Below are 24,213 nucleotides of genomic sequence, written 5' to 3' on the forward strand. Positions count from 1 at the left end.
CAAGGGGCTACCGATGATCACCAGTAAGCTGCCGAATGTCGGCATCACTATCTTCACTCAGATGTCTCAGCTCGCGGCGCAAACCGGGGCGCTCAATCTGTCCCAGGGTTTTCCGGATTTCGATGCCCCGCAGGCCCTGTGTGATGCGGTCGGCCGGCATATTGCCCAAGGCCACAATCAGTATTCTCCAATGACCGGCCTGCCCGCATTGCGCGAGCAGATTGCGACGAAGATTGCCCGCAGCTATGGCGTCAATGTGGATGCCGATCACGAAGTGACCGTCACACCCGGCGCCACCCAGGCGATCTTCTGCGCGATCCAGGCGGTGATCAATCGTGGCGACGAAGTCATCGTGTTCGACCCGTGCTACGACGCCTACGAGCCCTCGGTGGAATTGGCTGGCGGCCGTTGCGTGCACGTCCAGTTGGGCCTGGATGACTTCGCCATCGATTTCGAAAAACTCGCCCAGGCGCTGAGCCCGCGCACGAAGATGATCGTCCTCAATGCCCCGCACAATCCCAGCGGCGCGCTGATCAGTCGTGCCGAACTGGATCAGTTGGCTGATCTGATTCGTGATCGCGACATCTACCTGATCAGCGATGAAGTCTACGAGCACCTGGTGTTCGACGGCCTACCTCACGTCAGCGTGCTTAACCACCCGGAATTGTACAAGCGCGCTTTCGTCGTCAGTTCCTTCGGCAAGACCTATCACGTCACCGGCTGGAAAACCGGCTATGTGGTCGCACCACCGGCTCTGACGGCGGAGCTGCGCAAGGTTCACCAGTACGTCAGTTTCTGCGGTGTGACCCCGCTGCAATACGCGCTCGCTGACTTCATGGCCGAGCACCCTGAACACGTCGAAGAGTTACCAGCCTTTTATCAGGCCAAGCGCGATCTGTTTTGCGATTTGCTGGCACCGTCGCGTTTCACTTTCAATCGCGTAGCGGGCACGTATTTCCAGCTGGTCGATTACTCGCAGATCCGCCCGGACCTTACTGACGTCGAGATGGCACTGTGGATGACCCGCGAACATGGCGTGGCGAGCATCCCGATCTCGGTGTTCTACCAGACACCCCCCGAAGGCCAGCGCCTTGTGCGCCTGTGCTTCGCCAAACGCGAGGAGACCCTGCGTGAAGCAGCGGCAAAACTATGCGTGATCTGAGTGCTCTGCCGAATCTGAACATCGCGCTGATTCAGACCACCCTGGCCTGGCACGATCGCCAGGCCAACCTGGAGCATTTCGAGCAATTGCTGGAGCAGGCTCGCGGCGCTGACCTGATCATCCTGCCGGAGATGTTCACCACCGGTTTTTCGATGGAATCCGAGACCCTGGCCGAGGCGGAGAACGGTCCCACCAGCAAATGGTTGCGGGTTCAGGCGGCGAAGTTCGAGGCGGTGATCACCGGCAGTGTGATCGTCCAGGCGGCCGACGGCAGTCATCGTAATCGCCTGCTGTGGGCGCGACCGGACGGTGAGGTGCTGCATTACGACAAGCGCCACCTGTTCCGCATGGCCGGCGAGCACAACCACTACACCCCCGGCGAGCGCCAGGTGCAGTTCGAGCTCAAGGGCTGGCGTGTGCGTCCGCTTATTTGCTACGACCTGCGATTCCCGGTGTGGAGTCGTGACGCACAGGACACCGACCTGCTGCTCTATACGGCCAACTGGCCAGGTGCACGGCGCCAGCACTGGAACCGTTTGCTGCCGGCTCGGGCGATTGAAAACCTGTGTTACGTGGCGGCTGTGAATCGCATCGGTACGGACGGGAAAGGCTTCGCCTATACCGGCGACAGTCAGGTTCTGGATTTTCAGGGTGAGACGTTGCTCAGTGCGGGGGAGGCGGATGGGGTATTCACGGTAGTGCTGGATGCGGCGGAATTGGCGGCGTATCGCACCAGATTTCCGGCCAATCTGGATGCTGATACCTTCGAGTTCACCTGATATTTGGTGGCCCCCAAAAAGACACAGCCTTTTCGGCAGCTCCTACACCGACCGAGTACGCCCCGCGACATTTTGGCTTACTCATAACCAGTAGGAGCTGCCGAAGGCTGCGATCTTTTGATCTTCCAATACAAAAAGGCCCCAAGGTTCTCACCAAGGGGCCTTTTGCATTTCGGCAGACGCTTACGCCGCTTTCGCTTCCGGCTGGCTCAACGAGCGATTCAGTGCGCTGAACAGCGCCTTGAAGCTCGCCGTGGTGATGTTCTCGTCGATACCGACGCCGTGCACCGCACGCTCACCGTTAACACGCAGCTCGATGTAAGCCGCCGCTTTGGCATTGGTACCCGCGCCGATTGCATGTTCGTTGTAGTCCATGATTTCGACAGGGATCGGCAAACCCGCCACCAGCGCTTCCAGGGCGCCGTTACCCTTGCCACGCCAGTTCAGGTTGGTTTCGCCCTGGCCCTTGCTGGACACTTCCACTTCAACAGCGCTGTGGCCGTTTTCTTCCTGCAGGCGATGGCTCACCAACGCATACGGAGTGTTGGCTTGCAGATACTCGCTGTGAAGCAACGCGTGGATCTGCTGTGCAGTCATCTCCAGGCCCAGGCGATCGGTTTCACGCTGCACGACCTGGCTGAACTCGATCTGCATGCGACGCGGCAAGTTGATGCCATATTCCTGTTCCAACAGGTAAGCGATACCGCCTTTGCCCGACTGGCTGTTGACGCGGATCACCGCCTCGTAGCTGCGACCGATGTCGGCCGGGTCGATCGGCAAGTACGGCACTTCCCAGAGGGCGTCCGGTTTCTGCTGGGCGAAACCCTTGCGAATGGCATCCTGGTGGGAGCCGGAGAACGCGGTGTGAACCAGGTCGCCGACGTACGGATGACGAGGGTGCACCGGAAGCTGGTTGCATTCCTCAACGACTTTACGCACGCCGTCGATATCGGAGAAGTCCAGCTCAGGGTTCACGCCCTGGGTGTAGAGGTTCAATGCCACGGTCACGAGGTCGACGTTACCGGTGCGTTCACCGTTACCGAACAGGCAGCCTTCGACGCGATCAGCGCCGGCCATCAGGCCAAGTTCGGTAGCCGCAACGCCAGTACCGCGGTCGTTGTGGGTGTGCAGGCTGATGATCACGCTGTCACGACGGTTGATGTTACGACCGAACCATTCGATCTGGTCGGCGTAGATGTTTGGTGTGGCGCATTCGACGGTGGCAGGCAAGTTGAGGATCATCTTGTGCTCAGGCGTCGGGTTCCAGACTTCAATTACCGCATCGCAGACTTCCTTGGCGAAATCCAGTTCGGTGGCGCTGAAGGTTTCCGGCGAGTATTCGAAGGTCCACTGAGTGTCCGGCTGTTGGGCAGCGTATTTGACGAACAACTTGGCCGCGCTCACGGCGATTTCCTTGATTCCGTCCTTGTCCTGGTTGAAGACAATGCGGCGGAACGAAGGGGAGGTCGCGTTGTAGAGGTGAACGATGGCTTTCTTCGCCCCACGCAGTGATTCGAAGGTGCGCTCAATGAGGTCTTCACGGCCCTGGGTCAGCACCTGAATGGTGGTGTCGTCCGGGATGTGGTTGCCTTCGATCAGGGTACGCACGAAGTCGAAGTCGGTTTGCGATGCGGCCGGGAACGACGCCTCGATTTCTTTCACGCCGACCGACACCAGGGTTTTCCAGAAGCGCAGTTTCTTTACCGCATCCATCGGCTCGATCAGCGACTGGTTACCGTCGCGAAGGTCCGAGCTGCACCAGATCGGCGCGGCAGTGATGGTCTTCGACGGCCAGGTACGATCCGGAATGTCGATAGTCGGGAACGCGCGGTATTTCGAAGACGGGTCTTTGAGCATGCTCATCGGGAAATCCTTATTGTGTCGGCCGAAAAAAGGCGGCCTGCCGGTGTATCAAAAGTTCTGGGGATAGAGCGTAGGGCGAGGCACCGCGATTCAGCCCGGCAGTCGTGCACTGACGAGGCACAGACTGCGGTGCTGGCGAAGCTGAATGAGGGTGTGAGATGTTTTCATGCCTTCAACCCTAACCGCGAGGATGAGGGTTGGCAAGCAGTCGAAAAAAATTGAGAGGAATACTCTTAAAGAAGGCTTTTTTGAGATTTTATTGCTCGAAAGTGCCTCGATAGTTTCAATGATTGCTGCAGGTTTCAGCGTTGCGCAATTGAAAGTGGTTTGCTCGAGTGTTTCAAGATCGACTGGCTCCAAGGGTTACGGACGTATCTCGATCATCGTGCCATCCGGCACCAGACCCCATACCTCGCGCATGTCCATGTTGCGCATGGCAATGCAGCCGTCGGTCCAGTCCAGCGTGTGGAACAGGTTTTCCGGGTAGTCGTAGGTGTCGGGTGTGCCATGGATCATGATCATCCCGCCCGGATCGACCCCTTCGCGTCGGGAGCGGGCGGAGTCAGCAACGTTGGGATAGGAGATATGCATCGCCAGATTGAAGCGGTCGCTGACCTTGCGCCAGTCGACCCAGTAAAAACCTTCAGGCGTGCGCTTGTCGCCCTCCATCAGCTTGGCGCCTTTGGGCTGCTTGCCCAGGGAAATACGGTAGGTCCGCAGAGGCTTGCCATCGGCGATCAATTGCAATTGATGAGCGGACTTGAGCACCAACACCTTTTCGATCGGTTTGCCATCCAGGGTCACCACGGTGGAAGCCTGGGACACAGCGATGAACGACATGCAAAGCAGGGCAAGCAACCAGCGCATTGAAACGATATCCCTAAAAGGTGTCGCGACTATGTATTTATAGGTGATTTTGCAGGAGCTGCCGCAGTCGACGATCTTTTTAGCGTCGGCAGGATTCCAAAATTCAAATCAGGTAATGACCGGCTGAGCAAGCGGCGGGATCGATTCGGACCGTACGGGGTAGACCTCGGTCCGCCGGTCAGCGAAGAAGCATTCTAGAGTACGACCCACTGTGCGGAAAGCCAGGTCGGACCAAGGGATGTCGGCCTCTTCAAATAGTTGAACTTCGAGGCTTTCGATGCCTGCTGCAAAGTTCAGGTCAACCAGTTCCGCGCGAAAGAACACATGCACCTGACTGATGTGCGGCACATCGATCAACGTATAGATGCTCAAGTCGCGGACCCGGGCGCAGGCTTCTTCGGCGGTCTCGCGAATGGCCGCTTGCTCGATGGTCTCACCGTTCTCCATGAAACCGGCGGGCAGGGTCCAATAGCCGAGCCGTGGCTCGATGGCGCGGCGGCACAACAGTACTTTGGAGCCCCAGGTGGCCACGCAACCGGCGACGATATTGGGGTTCTGATAATGAATCGTATGACAGCTGTCGCAGACAAACCGCAGGCGTGCATCGCCTTCGGGAATGCGTTGGGTCACTGGGTTACCGCACTGACTGCAAAATTTCATGCTTGGGTTCCTGAATGCTGCGCCTATCTTGGCGTGCGGCGGTGTCAGTCGGCAAGTTGTCGTTTAGCGACACACGGCTGTTCGGGGCTTGGGCGGTCGGTGTGATTGGTGCATGATGCATAGGGTCTGTTGACGTTTGCTCGCGAACTGCGGTGGCGCCCAACGCGGTCGTCAGCAAACGTCAACAGACCCTACAGGCACAGATCGAGATCACTCATGCTGGATGAGCTACTGCATCGGGTAAGCAACCACACGCCGCGAACCCTGGAAACCGACAAACGCTTTCCCGAGGCCGCCGTACTGGTGCCCATCACCCGCAGTGACGAACCGGAACTGGTTCTGACCCTGCGCGCCAGCGGGCTCTCGACCCATGGCGGTGAAGTGGCCTTCCCGGGTGGTCGACGCGACCCTGAAGACCCTGACCTGATTTTTACCGCCCTGCGTGAGGCTGAAGAAGAAATCGGCCTGCCGCCAGGACTCGTCGAGGTGATCGGCCCACTCAGCCCGCTGATTTCTCTGCACGGCATCAAGGTCACCCCTTATGTTGGCGTGATTCCGGATTTCGTCGAGTACCGCGCCAACGATGCCGAGATCGCTGCGGTCTTCAGCGTGCCGCTGGAATTTTTCCGCGAAGATCCCCGCGAACATACCCATCGCATCGACTATCAAGGTCGCAGTTGGTATGTGCCCAGTTATCGTTACGGCGAATATAAAATCTGGGGGCTGACGGCGATCATGATCGTCGAGTTGATCAACTTGCTGTATGACGCGAAAATCAGCCTGCATCAGCCACCCAAGAGTTTTATCAATACCTGAGCCATCGTTCGTATGGCGAACCCCCCGGCTTTTTAAGTGCGCCTGCCTGGCCCTGAGGACAATAAGATGAAATACCGCCTGGGCGACGCCCGCGTCGAAACCCACCCACAAAGCTGGGTCGCTCCCAATGCCGTGCTGGTGGGCAAGGTCAAACTGGAAGAGGGCGCCAACGTCTGGTTCAACGCCGTGCTGCGCGGCGACAACGAGCTGATCCTGATTGGCAAGAACAGCAACGTTCAGGACGGCACCGTGATGCACACCGACATGGGCTATCCGCTGACCATCGGCACCGGCGTGACCATCGGCCACAACGCCATGCTGCACGGTTGCACGGTGGGCGATTACAGCCTGATCGGTATCAATGCGGTGATTCTCAATGGGGCGAAGATCGGCAAGAACTGCATCATTGGCGCTAATTCTTTAATCGGCGAGGGCAAGGAAATCCCTGATGGCTCGCTGGTCATGGGGTCGCCGGGCAAGGTCGTGCGCGAGTTGACCGAGCCGCAGAAGAAGATGCTGGAGGCCAGCGCTGCCCATTACGTACATAACTCCCAGCGTTACGCCCGGGATCTGGCCGAGCAGGAAGAATGAACACCCCTGAACGGCCGGTCCGATCGCCCTGCGTGAATGTATGTGCGCTGGACGATGATGATATTTGCACCGGGTGTCAGCGCACAGTGGATGAGATCACTCGCTGGAGCCGGATGGACAACGACGAACGACGCCAGGTCCTGGGGTTATGTCATGAGCGGGCCAAGTCCAGTGGTTTGCTCTGGATGATCGGCAAAACACCAAACCTGTAGCAGCTGGCGCAGCCTGCGTCCGACTGCGCCAGCAGTCGTAAATCCTGAGTTCACGATTAACCTATCAGACCGCAGTGTCTGTTTTTACGACTGCTACGCAGCCGGACGCAGGCTGCGCCAGCTGCTACAGGTTCGTTGTCGTGTCGTGTCCGTGCTCGGGTTTGGTGCTTGTGTGCGGGTGAAGTATTCTGCGCACCAAATTGACAGGTATCCCCCATCTCCATGCTTTTCCTGATCGCCTACATCAGCAGCGTCGTGCTGATCAACTACGCCTTTTCCACTGCCCCGCACCTGGACATCATCTGGTCTGCCTGGGGTGGGTTGGTGTTTGTCCTTCGGGACATGGTGCAAATCCGGTTCGGCCACGGCGCCATCGCCGCAATGCTGGCTGCGCTGGTGCTTTCCTACGTCACTTCCGACCCTTCCATCGCGCTGGCCAGTGCCACGGCTTTCGCGGTGTCGGAATGCATCGACTGGCTGGTATTCACCATTACCCGACGCCCGTTGCATGACCGCCTGTGGATAAGTTCTGCGCTGAGCATTCCCCTCGATACTTTCATCTTTTTCGGCATGATCGACGCGTTCACACCGGGCGTGATCCTCACGGCGATGGGCTCAAAGTTCGCGGGTGTGACGGCGGTGTGGCTGATCATGGCGTGGCGTCTGCGCAAACAGGCCGTCGCCAGCTGAAGCCAAAGCCTCAGGTTCATGTAAAATGCCGCGCTTTCGCCCCATGGGAAGCGCGCCAGGTGCTCGCGACCCTCGATGATCCGCTTCTTTGAGGACCTGAGATGACCCGTATCGGAACTCCATTGTCGCCAACCGCGACCCGCGTATTGCTGTGTGGCTGTGGCGAGTTGGGCAAGGAAGTGGTGATCGAGCTGCAGCGCCTGGGCGTTGAAGTGATTGCCGTGGATCGCTATGCCGACGCGCCGGCCATGCAAGTGGCGCATCGCAGCCACGTGATCAACATGCTCGACGGCGCCGCTTTGCGCGCGGTCATCGAAGCCGAGAAGCCGCACTTCATCGTGCCGGAAATCGAAGCCATCGCCACCGCCACGCTGGTTGAGCTGGAAGCTGAAGGCTTCACCGTGATCCCGACGGCGCGCGCAACGCAGCTGACCATGAACCGAGAAGGCATTCGTCGTCTGGCGGCTGAAGAGCTGGACCTGCCGACGTCGCCGTATCATTTCGCCGATACCTTCGAGGACTACAGCAAAGCCGTCGAAGACCTCGGTTTTCCGTGCGTAGTGAAACCGGTAATGAGCTCGTCGGGCAAAGGCCAGAGCCTGCTGCGCAGTGCCGATGACGTGAAAACCGCCTGGGATTACGCCCAGGAAGGCGGTCGTGCCGGTAAAGGCCGTGTAATTGTTGAAGGCTTCATCGACTTCGACTACGAAATCACCTTGCTGACCGTGCGCCACATTGGTGGCACCACGTTCTGTGCACCGGTGGGTCACCGTCAGGAGAAGGGCGATTACCAGGAATCCTGGCAGCCGCAAGCCATGAGCCCGATTGCCTTGGCTGAATCCGAGCGCGTGGCGAAAGCTGTCACCGAAGCCTTGGGTGGCCGCGGTCTGTTCGGTGTCGAGCTGTTCATCAAAGGCGATCAGGTGTGGTTCAGCGAAGTCTCACCACGTCCGCATGACACCGGTCTGGTGACCCTGATTTCCCAGGACCTGTCGCAGTTCGCACTGCATGCACGGGCGATTCTGGGCTTGCCGATTCCGCTGATTCGTCAGTTCGGCCCTTCGGCTTCCGCTGTGATACTGGTGGAAGGTCAATCGACCCAGACGGCGTTCGCCAACCTGGGCGCGGCGTTAAGCGAGCCGGACACGGCGCTGCGTCTGTTCGGTAAGCCTGAAGTGAATGGTCAGCGCCGGATGGGCGTGGCGTTGGCGCGGGATGAGTCGATTCAAGCAGCACGTGCCAAAGCGACCCGCGCTGCTCAGTCGGTTGTTGTAGAGCTGTAAAAGCATCGCGAGCACGCTTTGCTCCACAGGTCAGTGCCTTTCACATAATTGTGCATGAACACTGACCTGTGGGAGCAAGGCTTGCCCGCGATGGCGTCTTGTCAGGCGACCCGATTCAAATCGTTGTGACGGGTTTCCTTCAAGCACAACACCGCAATCAGACTCAACACCGCCGCCCCCGATACATACCCCCCGACATAACTCAAACCACCCATCGCCACCAGCTTCTGCGCGAAGAACGGTGCCGCGGAGGCGCCGACGATGCCGCCCAGGTTGTAAGCGGCTGATGCGCCGGTGTAGCGCACGTGCGTTGGAAACAATTCAGGCAGCAGCGCGCCCATTGGCGCAAACGTTACGCCCATCAGAAACAGCTCGATGCACAGAAACAGCGCCACGCCCCAGGTTGAGCCTTGAGTCAGCAACGGCTCCATCAGGAACCCCGACAGAATTGCCAGCACGCCACCGATGATCAGTACCGGTTTGCGCCCGTAACGGTCGCTGGCCCAGGCCGATAATGGCGTCGCAGCGGCCATGAACAGAACCGCAAAGCACAGCAATGCAAGGAAGGTCTCGCGGGTGTAGCCCAGTGTCGAGACGCCATAGCTCAGCGAAAACACGGTCGAGATATAGAACAGGGCATAGCACACGACCATCGAACCGGCGCCCAGCAACATGGGCGCCCAGTACTGGCTGAACAGCTCGACCACAGGCATTTTTACCCGTTCCTGGCGCGCCATTGCGCTAGCGAACACTGGGGTTTCGTGGAGCTTGAGGCGGACATACAGACCGACCATCACCAGTGCGGCACTCAGCAGAAACGGAATGCGCCAGCCCCACGAGCGGAACTGCTCATCGGTCAGCGTCATGGCCAGGGTCAGGAACAGACCATTGGCGGCGAGGAAGCCTATGGAGGGGCCAAGCTGCGGAAACATGCCAAACCAGGCGCGTTTTCCTTTGGGCGCATTTTCCGTAGCCAATAGTGCCGCACCGCCCCATTCACCTCCCAGTCCCAGGCCTTGGCCAAAGCGCAGCACGCACAGCAGGATCGGCGCCCAGGCCCCGATGCTGTCGTAGCCCGGCAGCACGCCGATCAGCGTGGTGCACACGCCCATTAGCAGCAGCGAGGCGACCAGTGTCGATTTGCGGCCAATGCGGTCGCCGAAGTGGCCAAACAGCGCGGAACCCAGCGGTCTGGCGATGAAAGCGATACCGAAAGTGAGAAACGCCGACAGCATCTGAGCCGTGCCGGAGGTTTGCGGAAAGAACACCGGGCCGATCACCAGCGCGGCGGCCGTGGCGTAAACGTAGAAATCGTAGAATTCGATGGCGGTGCCGATGAAGCTCGCCGTGGCCACACGTGTGGCGGAATTCGTCGGCTGCGCAGGCGCGGTATCTGAGTAGGTCGTGCTGGTCGTCATGCGGTTATCCCTGACAGTCATGTGCCCCAGTGGAGCGAATTTTATTATGGTTGAACACCCAGGGATGTGGGTTTAACGCAGAGTGCGGGTAGCACAAGGATGACACGAGGCTTGGGTAAGCGCCCCGATTATAGGAAGGAGCCTAACGATCAAACAAGCGCAAATCCTTGTAGCCGCTGGCGAAGCCTGCGTTCAGCTGCGCCAGCTGCTACAAGGGGCGATTGTGAGACTTAGAGAATGGCTGGCACTGAACTGGTATGCCAAATCAACACCCGAGTAACTCGATTGTCTTCCGTCTCCAGGATTTCCAGCCGATACCGTCCGATCTTCAGGCAGACCGCGCTTTCCGGAATCGTCTCCAGTGCCTCAGTGACCAGCCCGTTGAGGGTTTTCGGGCCATCGCTGGGCAGGTGCCATCCCAGGCTCTTGTTCAGCTCGCGAATTGACGCTGCGCCCTCGATCATCAGCCTGCCGTCGGCTTGAGGGTGAATATGAGGGTTGTCCAGGCTGTGCTGGCTTTCGAATTCACCAACGATTTCTTCAAGAATGTCTTCCAGCGTGACGATGCCGAGCACTTCGCCGTACTCGTCGACCACCATGCCCAGGCGCCGTTGTTGCTTGTGGAAATTCAATAGTTGCAGCTGCAGCGGCGTGCTTTCCGGAACGAAGTACGGTTCGTGGCTGGCCGCCAGTAACGCGTCGAGGGTCAACGTGCCGTCGGGCAGCAAATGGCGGATCTGCCGGGTATTAAGGACGGCTTCAACCTGATTGATGTCGCTGTGGAACACTGGCAATCGCGTGCGCTTGTTGTTGCGCAGCTGCTCGATAATCTCTTCGAGGGAGTCATCGAGGTTGATCCCGTCGACGTCACTGCGCGGTACCAGAATGTCGTTGACCGTGATGTTGTCCAGCGCATGGATACCCGACAGCGGATGCGGGCGGCAAACCGCCTGATCATGATCGTCATGCCGATCATTCGGTGTCTCGTCTTCACTCTGCTGAACCACTTTGGCTGTACGGGCAAACGGTCGCGTCAGTAATTGCGCGATGCCATTGAGCAGCCAGGCGGCGGGGTAGATGATTTTCAGGGGGGCGCGCAGCAAAGAGTTGCCGAGGGCCAGGATCGCATCCGGGTAGCGGATCGCCAGGGTGCGCGGCAGGTAATCGGCGAACACCAGCAGAACGGCGCCAGCCCCAAGGCAGGCAGCCCATGGACCGTTTTCGGCCCAGGTGAAAATCGCCAGCAAGGTGCTGATGACCACCACCAGCGCACGGCACAGGGTGTTGCAGAGGATCAGGCTGTTGAGGGGGAAACTCAGCTTCGCCACCGGTTTGTCGCTGGCACGCGAGGCGGTGCGCTGAGCCAGCAGATGCTGTTGCGCTACTTCGATGGCTGTAAACAGCCCCGACCATAAAATCAGCAGGGCCAAAACCGCGAGCATCGGCCCTATGGGCAAGTCGTCCATTAATGCCGCCCGTCAGATGTGCAGAATGTATTCACGAACCAGCTTGCTGCCAAAGTACGCCAGCATCAACAGGCAGAAACCGGCGAGGGTCCAGCGAATGGCCTTGTGTCCGCGCCATCCGAGACGATTACGGCCCCACAGCAGCACGCTGAACACTATCCAGGCCAGGCAGGCCAGCAAGGTCTTGTGCACCAGGTGTTGGGCGAACAGATTGTCGACAAACAGCCAGCCAGAAATCAGCGACATCGACAGCAGGGTCCAGCCGGCCCAGAGGAAGCCGAACAACAGGCTTTCCATTGTTTGCAGCGGCGGGAAGTTCTTGATCAGGCCGGACGGGTGCTTGTGCTTGAGCTGATGGTCCTGGACCAGCAGCAGCAAGGCCTGGAACACGGCGATAGTGAACATGCCGTAGGCAAGGATCGACAAGAGGATGTGGGCAAGAATGCCGGGCTCTTCGTCGATGATCTGTACGGTTCCCGCCGGGGCGAACTGGGCGAGCAGCACGGTAGCGGCGCCGAGCGGGAACAGCAACACAAGCAGGTTCTGCACTGGAATACGCGAGCAGGCCAACAGGGTCAGGGCAATGACCGCCACCGCAATCAGGCTGGCGGCGTTGAAAAAATCCAGGCCCAGGCCGATCGGCGTCAACAGATGGGTTAAAAGGCTGGCGCTGTGGGCCAGCACGGCCAGTACGCCAAGCGTGACCAGCAGGCGTTTGTTCGCCTTGGCGCCGGAGGCCAGGCGAGTGCCTTGATAGATGGTCGCAGCGGCGTATAAGCAGGCGGCGGCGAGGGTCGTTAGCAAGCTGGGTGACAAGGGGAGCATAAATCCTGTTAGGCAAGCCCGAAAGGCGCTGAGTTTGGCATAGAACCTTAGTTGCACGAAAGACCATGCAACCTGACAGCGAGGTGTCCGCCAGCCGCAGTCTTCGCTATAATCCGCGACCTGCCCACGCCGCAGGCTCGCCGAGCACATGTTTATTCCGGTCTGGGCCGCCATTATCCCGGTCTACACAGGGCCTGAAAGGATCGCGCAATGTTTGAAAACTTAACCGACCGTCTCTCGCAGACGCTGCGCCATGTCACCGGCAAAGCCAAGCTGACCGAGGACAACATCAAAGACACCCTGCGTGAAGTGCGCATGGCGTTGCTCGAAGCTGACGTCGCCTTGCCGGTGGTCAAAGACTTCGTCAATTCGGTCAAGGAGCGCGCCGTCGGCACCGAGGTGTCGCGCAGCCTGACGCCGGGCCAGGCCTTCGTGAAGATCGTTCAGGCAGAGCTCGAAAGCCTGATGGGCGCTGCCAACGAAGACCTGAACCTGAGTGCCGTGCCACCCGCCGTCGTGCTGATGGCCGGTTTGCAGGGCGCTGGTAAAACCACCACCGCCGGTAAACTTGCGCGCTTTCTTAAAGAGCGTAAAAAGAAATCCGTCATGGTCGTGTCTGCGGACGTTTACCGTCCTGCGGCGATCAAGCAGCTGGAAATGCTCGCGGGCGAAGTGGGCGTTACGTTCTTCCCGTCCGACCTGAGCCAGAAGCCGGTCGACATCGCGCAAGCGGCTATTAAAGAAGCCAAGCTCAAGTTTATCGATGTGGTCATCGTCGATACCGCCGGTCGCCTGCACATCGATGAAGAGATGATGGGCGAGATCAAGGCGTTGCACGCTGCGATCAATCCGGTCGAAACCCTGTTTGTGGTCGACGCCATGACTGGCCAGGATGCCGCCAACACGGCCAAGGCCTTCGGTGATGCACTGCCGCTGACCGGTGTGATCCTGACCAAGGTCGACGGCGACGCCCGTGGTGGTGCCGCGCTTTCGGTCCGCGCCATCACTGGCAAGCCGATCAAGTTCATCGGTATGGGCGAAAAGAGCGATGCGCTCGAACCGTTCCACCCTGAGCGTATTGCTTCGCGCATCCTCGGCATGGGGGACGTGCTCAGTCTGATCGAACAGGCGGAAGCGACGCTCGACAAGGATAAAGCCGACAAACTTGCCAAGAAACTGAAGAAGGGCAAGGGCTTCGACCTCGAAGACTTCCGCGATCAGCTGCAACAGATGAAGAACATGGGTGGCCTTGGTGGCCTCATGGACAAACTGCCGAACATCGGCGGTGTAAACCTGGCGCAAATGGGCAATGCCCAGGGTGCGGCAGAGAAGCAATTCAAGCAGATGGAAGCCATCATCAACTCCATGACCCCGGCCGAGCGCCGCGACCCTGAGCTGATCAGCGGTTCGCGCAAACGCCGAATTGCCATGGGTTCCGGCACTCAGGTGCAGGACATTGGTCGCTTGATCAAGCAGCACAAGCAAATGCAGAAGATGATGAAGAAATTCTCCGCGAAAGGCGGAATGGCCAAAATGATGCGCGGCATGGGCGGTATGTTGCCCGGCGGCGGCATGCCCAAAATGTAAAGTTTTCGCGTAAGGGCTTGCTCTTGCGCAGCTCACAGGGATGTGAGATCTCCAGCAAACCCGCACTTGGCGGGAGCTGACTGGCCGTTTTCAACGACGGCTCTATAGCAAATCTTGATGGCGGCCGATAGGCAGCCGGAAAAAGACATTTGCAAAAGTCCGGATATTCCTTAGAATATGCGGCCTTTCGGGCACCTATGCCCGCTGTGCCTTTAGATTTGCAGCACCGACTACAGGAACGATGTTCACATGCTAACAATCCGTCTTGCCCTTGGCGGCTCCAAAAAGCGCCCGTTTTACCACTTGACCGTAACCGACAGCCGCAACCCGCGCGACGGTTCGCACAAGGAACAGGTTGGTTTCTTCAACCCTGTTGCTCGTGGTCAAGAAGTTCGTCTGTCCGTGAACCAAGAGCGCGTAGCCTACTGGCTGAGCGTTGGTGCACAACCTTCTGAGCGTGTTGCTCAGTTGTTGAAGGACGCTGCTAAGGCTGCGGCCTGAGCAATATGAACGCGACGCCAGCTGATGCTGATGATTTGATCGTTATCGGCAAGATTTATTCTGTTCATGGCGTTCGCGGCGAAGTGAAGGTGTACTCCTTTACTGATCCTACTGAAAACCTGTTGCAATACAAAACCTGGACGCTCAAGCGCGAAGGCAATGTGAAGCAGGTTGAGCTGGTCAGCGGACGCGGGAACGACAAGTTCCTGGTCGCGAAGCTCAAGGGTCTCGATGACCGTGAAGAAGCTCGTCTTCTGGCCGGTTATGAGATCTGCGTGCCGCGCAACCTGTTCCCTGAATTGACCGACGGCGAGTACTACTGGTACCAGCTCGAAGGTCTGAAGGTCATTGACCATCTTGGGCAATTGCTCGGGAAGATCGATCATCTTCTGGAAACCGGCGCCAATGATGTAATGGTGGTCAAGCCTTGCGCTGGCAGCCTGGATGATCGCGAACGCCTGCTGCCCTATACGGAGCAATGCGTGTTGGCCGTCGACCTTGCCGCAGGCGAGATGAAGGTGGATTGGGATGCGGACTTCTAAGCGTGGCTAACTTGCGCGTAGAAGTGATCAGTTTGTTTCCCGAGATGTTCTCCGCCATCAGCGAGTACGGCATCACCAGTCGGGCGGTGAAACAGGGGCTGTTGCAGCTGACCTGTTGGAACCCGCGAGACTACACGACGGATCGACATCACACTGTGGATGATCGCCCATTTGGCGGTGGTCCGGGCATGGTGATGAAGATCAAGCCCCTGGAAGATGCTCTGGTTCAGGCCAAGGCAGCAGCCGGGGAGGCGGCGAAGGTGATTTACCTGTCCCCCCAAGGCCGTCAACTGAATCAGTCGGCGGTACGCGAGTTGGCGAATCTGGATGCATTGATCCTGATTGCCGGCCGTTATGAAGGCATTGACGAGCGTTTCATAGAAGCTCATGTCGATGAAGAGTGGTCGATTGGCGACTATGTACTGTCTGGCGGCGAGCTGCCGGCGATGGTCCTGATCGATGCGGTTACACGACTGCTGCCTGGAGCTTTAGGGCATGCGGACTCCGCAGAGGAAGATTCCTTTACGGATGGTTTGCTGGATTGCCCGCACTACACCCGACCGGAGGTGTATGCGGATCAGCGTGTTCCCGACGTATTGCTAAGTGGCAATCACGCGCATATCCGGCGTTGGCGTTTACAGCAGTCCCTTGGTAGGACCTTTGAACGACGCGCCGATCTTCTGGAAAGCCGCTCGCTTTCTGGAGAAGAGAAGAAGCTGCTCGAGGAATACATCCGCGAGCGGGACGATAGTTAACAACGTATCGATGGTAGATCCGACGATTTACCTTAGGAGCACAGCATGACTAACAAAATCATCCTTGCACTCGAAGCAGAGCAGATGACCAAAGAGATCCCTACCTTTGCCCCGGGCGACACTGTTGTCGTTCAGGTGAAAGTGAAGGAAGGCGACCGTTCGCGTCTGCAAGCGTTCGAAGGTGTTGTTATCGCCAAGCGTAACCGCGGCGTAAACAGTGCTTTCACCGTTCGTAAAATCTCCAACGGTGTTGGCGTAGAGCGTACTTTCCAGACCTACAGCCCGCAAATCGACAGCATGGCCGTTAAACGTCGCGGTGACGTACGTAAAGCCAAGCTGTACTACCTGCGTGACCTGTCCGGTAAAGCAGCTCGCATCAAGGAAAAACTGGCTTAAGTCCAGCTTCCGATGCAGAAAAAAGCAGCCTACGGGCTGCTTTTTTGTTGCCTGCGATTTATCTTCCCTAGCCGTACTGTCGGTCTTGCCTGAGCCTTTATGCCTGCCATCGATCATCCTCTGATAGACCAGTTTCTCGACGCGCTGTGGTTGGAGAAAGGCCTTTCCGATAACACCCGTGATGCCTATCGCAGCGATCTGGCCCTTTTCAATGGCTGGCTTCAAGACAAGGGGCTGGAGCTGATCAACGCCGGACGCGAGTTGATTCTCGATCATCTGGCCTGGCGTCTGGAGCAAAACTATAAGCCTCGTTCCACTGCTCGATTCCTCTCGGGAGTGCGCGGGTTTTATCGCTACCTGCTGAGGGAAAAACTGATCGCCGTCGATCCGACCTTGCGCGTCGACATGCCGCAGCTGGGGCGGCCATTGCCTAAATCCTTGTCGGAAGCCGATGTGGAAGCCTTGCTGAAGGCGCCGGACTTGAGCGAGGCCATTGGTCAACGGGATCGCGCCATGCTTGAGGTGCTCTACGCCTGTGGTTTGCGGGTGACAGAGTTGATCAGCCTGACGCTGGAGCAAGTCAACTTGCGCCAGGGTGTGTTGCGAGTGATGGGCAAGGGCAGCAAGGAGCGGTTGGTGCCGATGGGCGAGGAGGCGATTGTCTGGGTAGAGCGCTATATGCGCGACGCACGCAGCGAGTTGCTCGGCGGACGTCCCAGCGATTGTCTGTTCCCGAGTCTGCGCGGCGAGCAGATGACGCGACAGACGTTCTGGCACCGCATCAAGCACCAGGCCAAGGTGGCCGGGATCGGCAAGTCGCTGTCACCGCACACCTTGCGCCACGCCTTCGCCACGCACCTGCTCAATCACGGCGCGGATCTGCGGGTGGTGCAAATGCTGCTTGGCCATAGTGACCTGTCCACGACCCAGATCTACACCCACGTCGCCCGCGCCCGCTTGCAAGACCTGCACGCCAAACACCACCCGCGTGGCTAGCTCGGTCTTCAAGGTTGAAAAGTTTCTCGTGCCGAGGGGATTTATCCCCGTTGGGTTGCAAAGCAGCCCCAATTGGGACCGCTGCGCAGTCCAGCGGGGATAAATCCCCTCGCCACATTAATGCCTGGCCTTCGAACTCACAGGGTGTTGCGTCTGGCACATTCGGCCCCGCAAGCCTTATGTGGTAGGCTTTGCCGGTTTGCACGATGGGCGGTTATGACCCGGTGTTTCGGCACGGGCGTTCTGATCGTCCCATTTGTCCGCCTTCAGGAGTTCTCATGCGTCTGACCCATATTTTCGCCGCCGCAGCCATTGCGTTGGTCAGCACCTTTGCCGTCGCCGATGATGCGGCCGACAAAGCCATCCGTAAAAGTCTGGAAAACCTCGAGCTGGAAGTTCCGGTAGAAAGCATTTCCGCCAGCCCGCTGCCGGGCATGTATGAAGTCAAGCTCAAAGGCAGCCGCGTGCTCTACGCCAGCGCTGATGGCCAATACATCGTTCAGGGCTACCTGTTCCAGCTCAAGGATGGCAAGCCGGTCAACCTGACCGAGAAGACCGAACGACTGGGCGTCTCCAAACTGGTCAACGATATTCCGGTAGCAGAAACTGTGGTCTATCCGGCCATCGGCGAAACCAAATCGCACATCACCGTCTTCACCGACACCACCTGCCCGTATTGCCACAAACTGCACGCCGAAGTGCCTGAGCTGAACAAGCGCGGCATCGAAGTGCGTTACGTTGCGTTCCCGCGCCAGGGCCTGGGTTCGCCGGGTGACGAGCAGCTGCAAGCGGTCTGGTGCTCCAAGGACAAGAAAGCGGCCATGGACAAAATGGTCGACGGCAAGGAAATCAAGGCCGCCAAATGCGATAACCCGGTTTCCAAGCAATTTGCTCTCGGTCAGTCGATTGGCGTGAACGGCACGCCGGCCATCGTTTTGGCTGACGGTCAGGTCATTCCGGGCTACCAGCCTGCGCCACAAGTCGCCAAACTGGCGCTGGGCGCGAAGTAAATTCGCATCGTCACGGTCAGCCTTTGACGATCATGGTTCGGCGGCGTTGTTCGCCGAGCCATTAATAGAGAACCGCGAGTATGCGGTTGTTTTCACGGCCGGCCTTGAGTCGGCCGTTTTATGGGGAGTTCACAGTGAAACCGGTCAAAGTAGGCATCTGTGGGTTAGGAACCGTCGGTGGCGGTACCTTCAACGTACTTCAGCGCAACGCCGAGGAAATTGCTCGTCGTGCCGGGCGTGGGATCGAAGTGGCACAAATTGCCACGCGCACGCCAAAGCCTCAGTTCCAAACGACCGGTATTGCGATTACCAACGATGTCTTCGAAGTGGCCACGAACCCTGAGATCGACATCGTTATAGAGCTGGTGGGCGGCTACACCGTTGCCCGTGAGCTGGTACTCAAGGCCATCGAGAATGGCAAGCATGTGGTCACCGCGAACAAGGCACTGATTGCCGTTCACGGTAACGAAATCTTCGCCAAGGCACGCGAGAAAGGCGTGATCGTGGCGTTCGAAGCAGCAGTGGCCGGTGGCATTCCGGTGATCAAGGCGATCCGTGAAGGCCTGTCCGCCAACCGTATCAACTGGGTCGCCGGCATCATCAACGGCACGGGCAACTTCATCCTGACTGAAATGCGTGAAAAAGGCCGGACCTTCGAAGATGTGCTCGCTGAAGCGCAGGCCTTGGGTTACGCGGAAGCCGATCCGACCTTTGACGTTGAAGGTATCGATGCAGCCCACAAGCTGACGATCCTGGCGTCGATTGCGTTCGGTATTCCGCTGCAGTTCGACAAGGCGTACACCGAAGGCATCACCAAGCTGACCACCGCTGACGTGAACTACGCCGAAGCGCTGGGCTACCGCATCAAGCACCTTGGTGTGGCTCGCAGCACGGCTGCCGGTATCGAGTTGCGAGTGCACCCGACACTGATCCCGTCCGATCGTCTGCTCGCCAACGTCAACGGCGTGATGAACGCGGTCATGGTCAACGACGATGCTGCGGGTTCGACCCTGTTCTACGGTGCTGGCGCCGGCATGGAGCCGACCGCTTCTTCGGTCATCGCCGATCTGGTGGACGTGGTTCGCGCCATGACGTCCGACCCGGAAAACCGCGTACCGCACCTGGCCTTCCAGCCAGACTCGCTGTCGGCCCACCCGATCCTGCCGATCGAAGCCTGCGAAAGCGCCTACTACCTGCGCATTCAGGCCAAGGACCATCCTGGCGTTCTGGCTCAGGTCGCAAGCATCCTGTCGGAGCGCGGCATCAACATCGAATCGATCATGCAGAAAGAAGTCGAAGAACATGACGGTCTGGTGCCGATGATCCTGCTGACCCACCGTGTGCTGGAACAGCACATGAACGACGCGATTGCCGCGCTGGAAGCCCTGACAGGCGTCGTGGGGCCGGTCGTACGGATCCGCGTCGAGCACCTGAACTAAGCCGTTATCGTTCACCGGGCCCGCCTGTGGGCCCGGCTTTGCGAACACTGTCCATTGGAGTCAGTCATGCGTTATATCAGTACCCGCGGCCAGGCACCGGCCCTGAATTTCGAAGACGTCCTGCTGGCCGGTCTGGCCACGGACGGCGGCCTCTATGTGCCGGAAAATCTGCCACGTTTCACCCAGGAAGAAATCGCGTCCTGGGCCGGCCTGCCTTATCACGAGCTGGCCTTCCGGGTGATGCGCCCGTTCGTTACCGGCAGCATTCCGGATGCCGATTTCAAAAAGATTCTTGAAGAAACATACGGCGTGTTCTCGCACAGCGCCGTGGCGCCATTGCGTCAGCTGAACGGTAATGAATGGGTATTGGAGCTGTTCCACGGCCCGACCCTGGCGTTCAAGGATTTCGCCTTGCAGCTGCTCGGGCGCTTGCTCGACTACGTGCTGGAAAAACGTGGCGAGCGCGTGGTGATTGTCGGCGCTACGTCCGGCGACACCGGTTCGGCTGCCATCGAAGGCTGCAAGCACTGCGAAAACGTCGACATCTTCATCCTGCACCCGCACAACCGCGTGTCCGAAGTGCAGCGTCGCCAGATGACCACCATTTTCGGCGAGAACATCCACAACATCGCCATCGAAGGCAACTTCGATGACTGCCAGGAAATGGTCAAGGCCAGCTTCGCCGACCAGAGCTTCCTCAAAGGCACGCGTCTGGTGGCAGTGAACTCGATCAACTGGGCGCGGATCATGGCCCAGATCGTTTACTACTTCCACGCAGCCCTGCAGTTGGGCGGCCCGGCTCGCTCGGTATCGTTCTCGGTGCCTACCGGCAACTTCGGCGACATCTTCGCCGGCTACCTGGCACGCAACATGGGTCTGCCGATCAACCAGTTGATCGTCGCCACCAACCGCAACGACATCCTGCACCGCTTCATGAGCGGCAATCAGTACGTCAAGGAAACTCTTCACGCCACGCTGTCGCCGTCCATGGACATCATGGTGTCGTCGAACTTCGAGCGTCTGCTGTTTGACCTGCACGGTCGTAATGGAGCGGCGATCGCCGGTTTGATGGACAGCTTCAAGCAGGGTGGCGGTTTCAGCGTCGAACAAGAGCGCTGGACCGAGGCCCGCAAGTTGTTCGACTCCCTGGCCGTGGATGACGCACAGACCTGCGAGACCATTGCCGAGGTGTACGAGCAGACCGGCGAGTTGCTGGACCCGCACACCGCCATTGGCGTCAAGGCCGCGCGTGAATGCCGTCGCAGCCTGGACATTCCGATGGTCATCCTGGGGACGGCCCACCCGGTAAAATTCCCGGATGCCGTGGAAAAAGCCGGTGTGGGTAAAGCGCTGGAGCTGCCTGTGCACCTGACCGATCTGTTTGATCGGGATGAGCGCTGCACCGTGTTGCCGAATGATCTGAAAGCGGTACAGGCTTTCGTCAGTCAGCATGGCAATCGCGGCAAGCCGTTGTAATCGGGCCGCGTCAGTCACAACAAAAAACCCGTCTTTCGACGGGTTTTTTGATTTCGCGACCGCGTGTTTTTTCCCTGTCATCTTCCCCGTGCATGCTTCATTAACCCAAGGCGCCAAACCGCCTGCAATTGAAATCCAGAACTTTCTTCTCAGGCCAGCGGTCATTTAGAGTAGGCCTGCCCCAGGCACTTTTGTTTTCGGACTATTGAGTGGTGATCGAGATGGAAAGTATCAGTCTGTTGCTCGGTGAGGCTCTAAGCCCGTATCAAGTCACGCTGACCCCATCGGGCGCCCATGGCGAATGCCTGGTGACCCTGAAGAGTTCGACCGGCGCAATCGTGGTCGAGCGAGCATTCAATCAGGCTCAATTGAGCGACAAGCGTTTGCTGACGGATGTCGTCGACGGTCTGCACCGTGACGTGATGATTGCCGAAGGTCGGCTGGAACCCTGCGTCATCGCGGCCTTGCGTAACGCCGCTCAGGACAAAATCCTGGCAAGCCGAAATTGAATTGGAGTGTGTGGGAACCATCCTGCACGAAAGCCTGTCAGAGCATGTAACAGCAGGATCAAGCATTGTGCTCCGGTGCTTGTAGCTTGCTGTTACTGGTCTTTATGTAGGCCACGTTTAACCCCGAGTCGTCTCCCCACTTCTCGGGGTTTCTTTTTGCCCGCGATTTGTCATGGCTGGGCTTGCTGCTCGAAATACACCCTGGATTCTTCCAGATAGGCACGCCGACTTTCCGGGTCGAGCCACGCAGCGTAGGCCTCGCTCAATCGATCGCGGGGCAGTTTGCGCAGCAGTTGGTTGATCTCGACAATTGCCTGACGACCCTGCGGCGTGTCGGTACAGCCGATGTAGCCGGACAGGAACTTCTCTGCCCCGCGAATCGGATAGAACTGCAACTCATCCACGGCAATGCCTTGCTGTTCCGCCTGGTAGCGTATTTCCGGGCGATACCCCAACACGACTCGCAAGCGCCCCAGACGTTGCATCTGCAGCAGGCTGCCCAGTGCATCGTTGCCATAGTGGGCGGTGAGGGCGTTGGGCGGTGCTTGTTTGAGCAGCCCGTCGAGGTAGTCGCCGTAGTTGCGCTCGGCAATGATGCCAAGCTTCTCGCTGTCGCTGGCCAGCAGCGCTGCGAGGTCCACTTCACCGTCCTGAACAAAGGGCGCGAGCGACTCGCGGTCGACACGCCGCACCGCCAGACCATTGCTCATGGCCCGAAACACTGGAATGGAAAAGACGATCCAGCGCTCACGCTCCTTGCTCCGATTCAATGCGGCATCGCACGTCAGAGAAGGCTCGTGGAGCATTTGCAAACCGCGCGCACGATTGACCCGCATCAGGGTGTGCGTGTATTGCGGCATGCCGGCAATCAACAGGGGCAACAGCTGATCAATGACGCCCTGACCCTTTTTCGGGCCTTCGAAAATCATCAGTGGCGGCAGATCCCGCAATAGCCAGACCAGGGCTTCCTTGGGTTGCGCCATCGGTGACGACATCGAACCCATGAGCAAAATAAAGGCCACGTACGCGCACACGCCCCTGCCTCGTTGCGACAGGACGCGTGTGTGCAGCGGCGAAAACTGGCGTTTCAGCTTAGATAGCCCCGTCTTCACGCAGCTTTGCGATCTGCGCATCGTCGTAACCAAGATCGTTGAGTACCTGCGCATTGTGTTCGCCCAACTTCGGCCCGACCCATTCCGACGTACCGGGTGTCTCTGAGAGTTTCGGCACGATCCCCGGCATCTTGAAATCCTTGCCGTCCGGCAGCTTGGCCTTCAGGAACATCTCTCGGGCCAGGTACTGCGGATCACTGAACATGTCTTCGGCACTGAATATTCGGCTGGCCGGTACCTCGGCCTGATTCAGCCGCTCGATGATGGTGTCCAGTGGCAGCGAGTTGACCCAGCGATCAATCACCCCATAGAGCTCGTCCCGGCGCGTGTCACGGCCATCGTTACTGGCCAGGACCGGGTCGTTGGCCAGGTCTTCCCGACCGATGATCAGCATGAAACGCTTGAAGATGGCATCGCCATTCGCGCCGATCTGCACGTGTTTGCCATCGGCGCTGGTGTGAATCGAGGAGGGCGTGATACCCGGCATGATGTTGCCGGTACGTTCGCGGATGAAGCCAAACACGTCGAACTCCGGCACCATGCTTTCCATCATGGCGAAGATCGCTTCATAGAGCGCCACATCCACCACTTGACCCTGTCCACCATTGACCTCGCGATGACGCAACGCCATCAGCGCACCAATCACGCCCCAGAGTGCGGCGATCGAGTCGCCAATCGATATCCCGGTACGCACCGGAGGTCGGTCCTCAAAACCCGTGATGTAGCGCAGGCCGCCCATGGACTCACCGACAGCACCAAAGCCCGGTTGATCTTTCATCGGCCCGGTCTGGCCGAAACCCGAAAGACGAACCATGACCAGTTTAGGATTCAGGGCATGTAAAACGTCCCACCCCAGGCCAAGTTTTTCCAACACGCCTGGACGAAAATTTTCGATCAATATGTCTGCTTCGCCGAGCAGCTTTTTCAGAATGGCCAGGCCGTCGGGGTGTTTGAGGTTCAGGGTCAGGGACTTTTTGTTGCGCGCCTGAACGAACCACCATAACGAGGTGCCTTCATACAGCTTGCGCCATTTGCGCAACGGATCGCCGCCGTTCGGGGATTCAATCTTGATCACGTCAGCACCGAACTCGCCGCAAATGCGCGAGGCAAAGGGCCCGGCGATCAAGGTGCCCAATTCAATGACTTTCAGACCTGAGAGCGGTTTGGCGGTGAACGGCATGCTGGATCCTGTAGGACAAAGGCTGGCTGGTAGAGCGTTTTAGCATAGCCCGGCGTCAGTCGCCCAAGGTTCATCGCT

General features: G+C 58.6%; 25 protein-coding genes. 17 read left to right on the top strand and 8 right to left on the bottom strand.

Annotated elements, in window-relative coordinates; all coding sequences use genetic code 11:
* Window positions 1-13: 13 nt before the first annotated feature.
* On the top strand, window positions 14-1,162 hold the full coding sequence (locus AC3ZVB_RS23715; RefSeq protein WP_490147864.1) for a pyridoxal phosphate-dependent aminotransferase: 1,149 nt from the start codon (window positions 14-16) through the stop codon (window positions 1,160-1,162).
* A complete protein-coding gene (locus AC3ZVB_RS23720; RefSeq protein WP_490147865.1) occupies window positions 1,150-1,941 on the top strand; it encodes an amidohydrolase in 792 nt (263 codons plus the stop codon). The genes AC3ZVB_RS23715 and AC3ZVB_RS23720 overlap by 13 nt, the downstream gene beginning before the upstream one ends.
* Before the next feature lie 183 nt (window positions 1,942-2,124).
* Here AC3ZVB_RS23720 and leuA read toward each other — a convergent pair whose 3' ends face one another.
* The 3 genes from leuA to AC3ZVB_RS23735 all read right to left on the bottom strand — a co-directional run bounded on the left by leuA (window position 2,125) and on the right by AC3ZVB_RS23735 (window position 5,331).
* On the bottom strand, window positions 2,125-3,804 hold the full coding sequence (gene leuA, locus AC3ZVB_RS23725) for a 2-isopropylmalate synthase (protein ID WP_162438260.1): 1,680 nt from the start codon (window positions 3,802-3,804) through the stop codon (window positions 2,125-2,127).
* A 363-nt stretch (window positions 3,805-4,167) separates the two neighbouring features.
* Entirely contained in the window at window positions 4,168-4,671 is a 504-nt protein-coding gene (locus tag AC3ZVB_RS23730) for a L,D-transpeptidase family protein (RefSeq protein ID WP_162438261.1), read from the bottom strand.
* Between the two features lie 108 nt (window positions 4,672-4,779).
* Entirely contained in the window at window positions 4,780-5,331 is a 552-nt protein-coding gene (locus tag AC3ZVB_RS23735; protein WP_162438262.1) for an NUDIX hydrolase, read from the bottom strand.
* A gap of 216 nt (window positions 5,332-5,547) precedes the next feature.
* Between AC3ZVB_RS23735 and AC3ZVB_RS23740 the strand changes: the two genes are divergently transcribed.
* The 5 genes from AC3ZVB_RS23740 (at window position 5,548) to purT (ending at window position 8,923) form a co-directional block, all read left to right on the top strand.
* Window positions 5,548-6,147 carry a CoA pyrophosphatase gene (locus AC3ZVB_RS23740; RefSeq protein ID WP_194691268.1) on the top strand — a complete coding sequence of 200 codons (600 nt, stop codon included), beginning with the start codon at window positions 5,548-5,550 and terminating at the stop codon, window positions 6,145-6,147.
* Between the two features lie 66 nt (window positions 6,148-6,213).
* Entirely contained in the window at window positions 6,214-6,738 is a 525-nt protein-coding gene (locus AC3ZVB_RS23745; protein WP_027924900.1) for a gamma carbonic anhydrase family protein, read from the top strand.
* Window positions 6,735-6,950, top strand: coding sequence for a DUF1289 domain-containing protein (locus tag AC3ZVB_RS23750; protein ID WP_162438265.1), 216 nt, complete (start codon window positions 6,735-6,737; stop codon window positions 6,948-6,950). Before AC3ZVB_RS23745 ends, AC3ZVB_RS23750 begins: the two co-directional genes overlap by 4 nt.
* 222 nt (window positions 6,951-7,172) lie before the next feature.
* A complete protein-coding gene (locus tag AC3ZVB_RS23755; RefSeq protein ID WP_162438266.1) occupies window positions 7,173-7,640 on the top strand; it encodes a preQ0 transporter in 468 nt (155 codons plus the stop codon).
* 101 nt (window positions 7,641-7,741) lie between these two features.
* The gene (gene purT, locus AC3ZVB_RS23760; protein ID WP_490147866.1) at window positions 7,742-8,923 is read left to right on the top strand and encodes a formate-dependent phosphoribosylglycinamide formyltransferase; all 1,182 of its coding nucleotides are present in this window, start codon (window positions 7,742-7,744) and stop codon (window positions 8,921-8,923) included.
* Window positions 8,924-9,024: 101 nt separating this feature from the next.
* On the opposite strand, the gene AC3ZVB_RS23765 is transcribed toward purT, so the two are convergent.
* The 3 genes from AC3ZVB_RS23765 to AC3ZVB_RS23775 all read right to left on the bottom strand — a co-directional run bounded on the left by AC3ZVB_RS23765 (window position 9,025) and on the right by AC3ZVB_RS23775 (window position 12,632).
* Window positions 9,025-10,341: an MFS transporter gene (locus AC3ZVB_RS23765; protein WP_490147867.1), complete on the bottom strand. Its 1,317-nt coding sequence runs from the start codon at window positions 10,339-10,341 to the stop codon at window positions 9,025-9,027.
* 230 nt (window positions 10,342-10,571) lie between these two features.
* Window positions 10,572-11,807: a transporter associated domain-containing protein gene (locus AC3ZVB_RS23770; protein ID WP_162438269.1), complete on the bottom strand. Its 1,236-nt coding sequence runs from the start codon at window positions 11,805-11,807 to the stop codon at window positions 10,572-10,574.
* 12 nt (window positions 11,808-11,819) lie between these two features.
* Window positions 11,820-12,632 (bottom strand): cytochrome C assembly family protein, encoded by an 813-nt coding sequence (locus tag AC3ZVB_RS23775; protein WP_194691265.1) that lies wholly within the window; start codon window positions 12,630-12,632, stop codon window positions 11,820-11,822.
* Window positions 12,633-12,842: 210 nt separating this feature from the next.
* Here AC3ZVB_RS23775 and ffh point away from each other — a divergent pair, with 210 nt between their 5' ends.
* The 10 genes from ffh to AC3ZVB_RS23825 all read left to right on the top strand — a co-directional run bounded on the left by ffh (window position 12,843) and on the right by AC3ZVB_RS23825 (window position 21,843).
* On the top strand, window positions 12,843-14,219 hold the full coding sequence (gene ffh, locus AC3ZVB_RS23780) for a signal recognition particle protein (RefSeq protein ID WP_162438271.1): 1,377 nt from the start codon (window positions 12,843-12,845) through the stop codon (window positions 14,217-14,219).
* A 249-nt stretch (window positions 14,220-14,468) separates the two neighbouring features.
* Window positions 14,469-14,720 (top strand): 30S ribosomal protein S16, encoded by a 252-nt coding sequence (rpsP, locus tag AC3ZVB_RS23785; RefSeq protein ID WP_007944872.1) that lies wholly within the window; start codon window positions 14,469-14,471, stop codon window positions 14,718-14,720.
* A gap of 5 nt (window positions 14,721-14,725) precedes the next feature.
* Window positions 14,726-15,262, top strand: coding sequence for a ribosome maturation factor RimM (rimM, locus tag AC3ZVB_RS23790; protein WP_162438272.1), 537 nt, complete (start codon window positions 14,726-14,728; stop codon window positions 15,260-15,262).
* Between the two features lie 2 nt (window positions 15,263-15,264).
* Window positions 15,265-16,017, top strand: coding sequence for a tRNA (guanosine(37)-N1)-methyltransferase TrmD (trmD, locus tag AC3ZVB_RS23795; RefSeq protein ID WP_090188015.1), 753 nt, complete (start codon window positions 15,265-15,267; stop codon window positions 16,015-16,017).
* Between the two features lie 45 nt (window positions 16,018-16,062).
* A complete protein-coding gene (gene rplS / locus AC3ZVB_RS23800; RefSeq protein ID WP_063322826.1) occupies window positions 16,063-16,413 on the top strand; it encodes a 50S ribosomal protein L19 in 351 nt (116 codons plus the stop codon).
* Between the two features lie 99 nt (window positions 16,414-16,512).
* Window positions 16,513-17,409 (top strand): site-specific tyrosine recombinase XerD, encoded by an 897-nt coding sequence (gene xerD, locus AC3ZVB_RS23805; RefSeq protein WP_490147868.1) that lies wholly within the window; start codon window positions 16,513-16,515, stop codon window positions 17,407-17,409.
* A 278-nt stretch (window positions 17,410-17,687) separates the two neighbouring features.
* Window positions 17,688-18,419 carry a bifunctional protein-disulfide isomerase/oxidoreductase DsbC gene (gene dsbC / locus AC3ZVB_RS23810; RefSeq protein WP_194691264.1) on the top strand — a complete coding sequence of 244 codons (732 nt, stop codon included), beginning with the start codon at window positions 17,688-17,690 and terminating at the stop codon, window positions 18,417-18,419.
* A gap of 134 nt (window positions 18,420-18,553) precedes the next feature.
* Window positions 18,554-19,858 carry a homoserine dehydrogenase gene (locus tag AC3ZVB_RS23815; protein WP_490147869.1) on the top strand — a complete coding sequence of 435 codons (1,305 nt, stop codon included), beginning with the start codon at window positions 18,554-18,556 and terminating at the stop codon, window positions 19,856-19,858.
* A gap of 66 nt (window positions 19,859-19,924) precedes the next feature.
* Complete coding sequence (thrC, locus tag AC3ZVB_RS23820; protein WP_162438276.1) at window positions 19,925-21,334, top strand: threonine synthase; 1,410 nt, start codon at window positions 19,925-19,927, stop codon at window positions 21,332-21,334.
* Between the two features lie 221 nt (window positions 21,335-21,555).
* Window positions 21,556-21,843: a DUF3509 domain-containing protein gene (locus AC3ZVB_RS23825; protein WP_162438277.1), complete on the top strand. Its 288-nt coding sequence runs from the start codon at window positions 21,556-21,558 to the stop codon at window positions 21,841-21,843.
* A gap of 170 nt (window positions 21,844-22,013) precedes the next feature.
* Here the strand turns inward: AC3ZVB_RS23825 and AC3ZVB_RS23830 are convergent, their stop codons facing one another.
* Window positions 22,014-22,955, bottom strand: coding sequence for a TIGR02285 family protein (locus AC3ZVB_RS23830; protein ID WP_490147873.1), 942 nt, complete (start codon window positions 22,953-22,955; stop codon window positions 22,014-22,016).
* On the bottom strand, window positions 22,936-24,135 hold the full coding sequence (locus AC3ZVB_RS23835; protein WP_490147870.1) for a CaiB/BaiF CoA transferase family protein: 1,200 nt from the start codon (window positions 24,133-24,135) through the stop codon (window positions 22,936-22,938). Before AC3ZVB_RS23835 ends, AC3ZVB_RS23830 begins: the two co-directional genes overlap by 20 nt.
* Window positions 24,136-24,213: the final 78 nt, after the last annotated feature.

The sequence above is a fragment of the Pseudomonas sp. MDV22-iso1 genome (assembly GCF_058145095.1).

Coding starts and splice junctions, on each gene's coding strand:
- thrC (WP_162438276.1), top strand. CDS start 19,925: ATGCGTTATATCAGTACCCGCGGCCAGGCACCGGCCCTGAATTTCGAA.
- AC3ZVB_RS23755 (WP_162438266.1), top strand. CDS start 7,173: ATGCTTTTCCTGATCGCCTACATCAGCAGCGTCGTGCTGATCAACTAC.
- AC3ZVB_RS23765 (WP_490147867.1), bottom strand. CDS start 10,341: ATGACGACCAGCACGACCTACTCAGATACCGCGCCTGCGCAGCCGACG.
- rplS (WP_063322826.1), top strand. CDS start 16,063: ATGACTAACAAAATCATCCTTGCACTCGAAGCAGAGCAGATGACCAAA.
- AC3ZVB_RS23835 (WP_490147870.1), bottom strand. CDS start 24,135: ATGCCGTTCACCGCCAAACCGCTCTCAGGTCTGAAAGTCATTGAATTG.
- AC3ZVB_RS23735 (WP_162438262.1), bottom strand. CDS start 5,331: ATGAAATTTTGCAGTCAGTGCGGTAACCCAGTGACCCAACGCATTCCC.
- AC3ZVB_RS23775 (WP_194691265.1), bottom strand. CDS start 12,632: ATGCTCCCCTTGTCACCCAGCTTGCTAACGACCCTCGCCGCCGCCTGC.
- xerD (WP_490147868.1), top strand. CDS start 16,513: ATGCCTGCCATCGATCATCCTCTGATAGACCAGTTTCTCGACGCGCTG.
- rpsP (WP_007944872.1), top strand. CDS start 14,469: ATGCTAACAATCCGTCTTGCCCTTGGCGGCTCCAAAAAGCGCCCGTTT.
- AC3ZVB_RS23715 (WP_490147864.1), top strand. CDS start 14: ATGATCACCAGTAAGCTGCCGAATGTCGGCATCACTATCTTCACTCAG.
- AC3ZVB_RS23740 (WP_194691268.1), top strand. CDS start 5,548: ATGCTGGATGAGCTACTGCATCGGGTAAGCAACCACACGCCGCGAACC.
- purT (WP_490147866.1), top strand. CDS start 7,742: ATGACCCGTATCGGAACTCCATTGTCGCCAACCGCGACCCGCGTATTG.
- rimM (WP_162438272.1), top strand. CDS start 14,726: ATGAACGCGACGCCAGCTGATGCTGATGATTTGATCGTTATCGGCAAG.
- AC3ZVB_RS23770 (WP_162438269.1), bottom strand. CDS start 11,807: ATGGACGACTTGCCCATAGGGCCGATGCTCGCGGTTTTGGCCCTGCTG.
- ffh (WP_162438271.1), top strand. CDS start 12,843: ATGTTTGAAAACTTAACCGACCGTCTCTCGCAGACGCTGCGCCATGTC.
- leuA (WP_162438260.1), bottom strand. CDS start 3,804: ATGAGCATGCTCAAAGACCCGTCTTCGAAATACCGCGCGTTCCCGACT.
- AC3ZVB_RS23745 (WP_027924900.1), top strand. CDS start 6,214: ATGAAATACCGCCTGGGCGACGCCCGCGTCGAAACCCACCCACAAAGC.
- AC3ZVB_RS23720 (WP_490147865.1), top strand. CDS start 1,150: ATGCGTGATCTGAGTGCTCTGCCGAATCTGAACATCGCGCTGATTCAG.
- AC3ZVB_RS23730 (WP_162438261.1), bottom strand. CDS start 4,671: ATGCGCTGGTTGCTTGCCCTGCTTTGCATGTCGTTCATCGCTGTGTCC.
- AC3ZVB_RS23750 (WP_162438265.1), top strand. CDS start 6,735: ATGAACACCCCTGAACGGCCGGTCCGATCGCCCTGCGTGAATGTATGT.
- AC3ZVB_RS23825 (WP_162438277.1), top strand. CDS start 21,556: ATGGAAAGTATCAGTCTGTTGCTCGGTGAGGCTCTAAGCCCGTATCAA.
- dsbC (WP_194691264.1), top strand. CDS start 17,688: ATGCGTCTGACCCATATTTTCGCCGCCGCAGCCATTGCGTTGGTCAGC.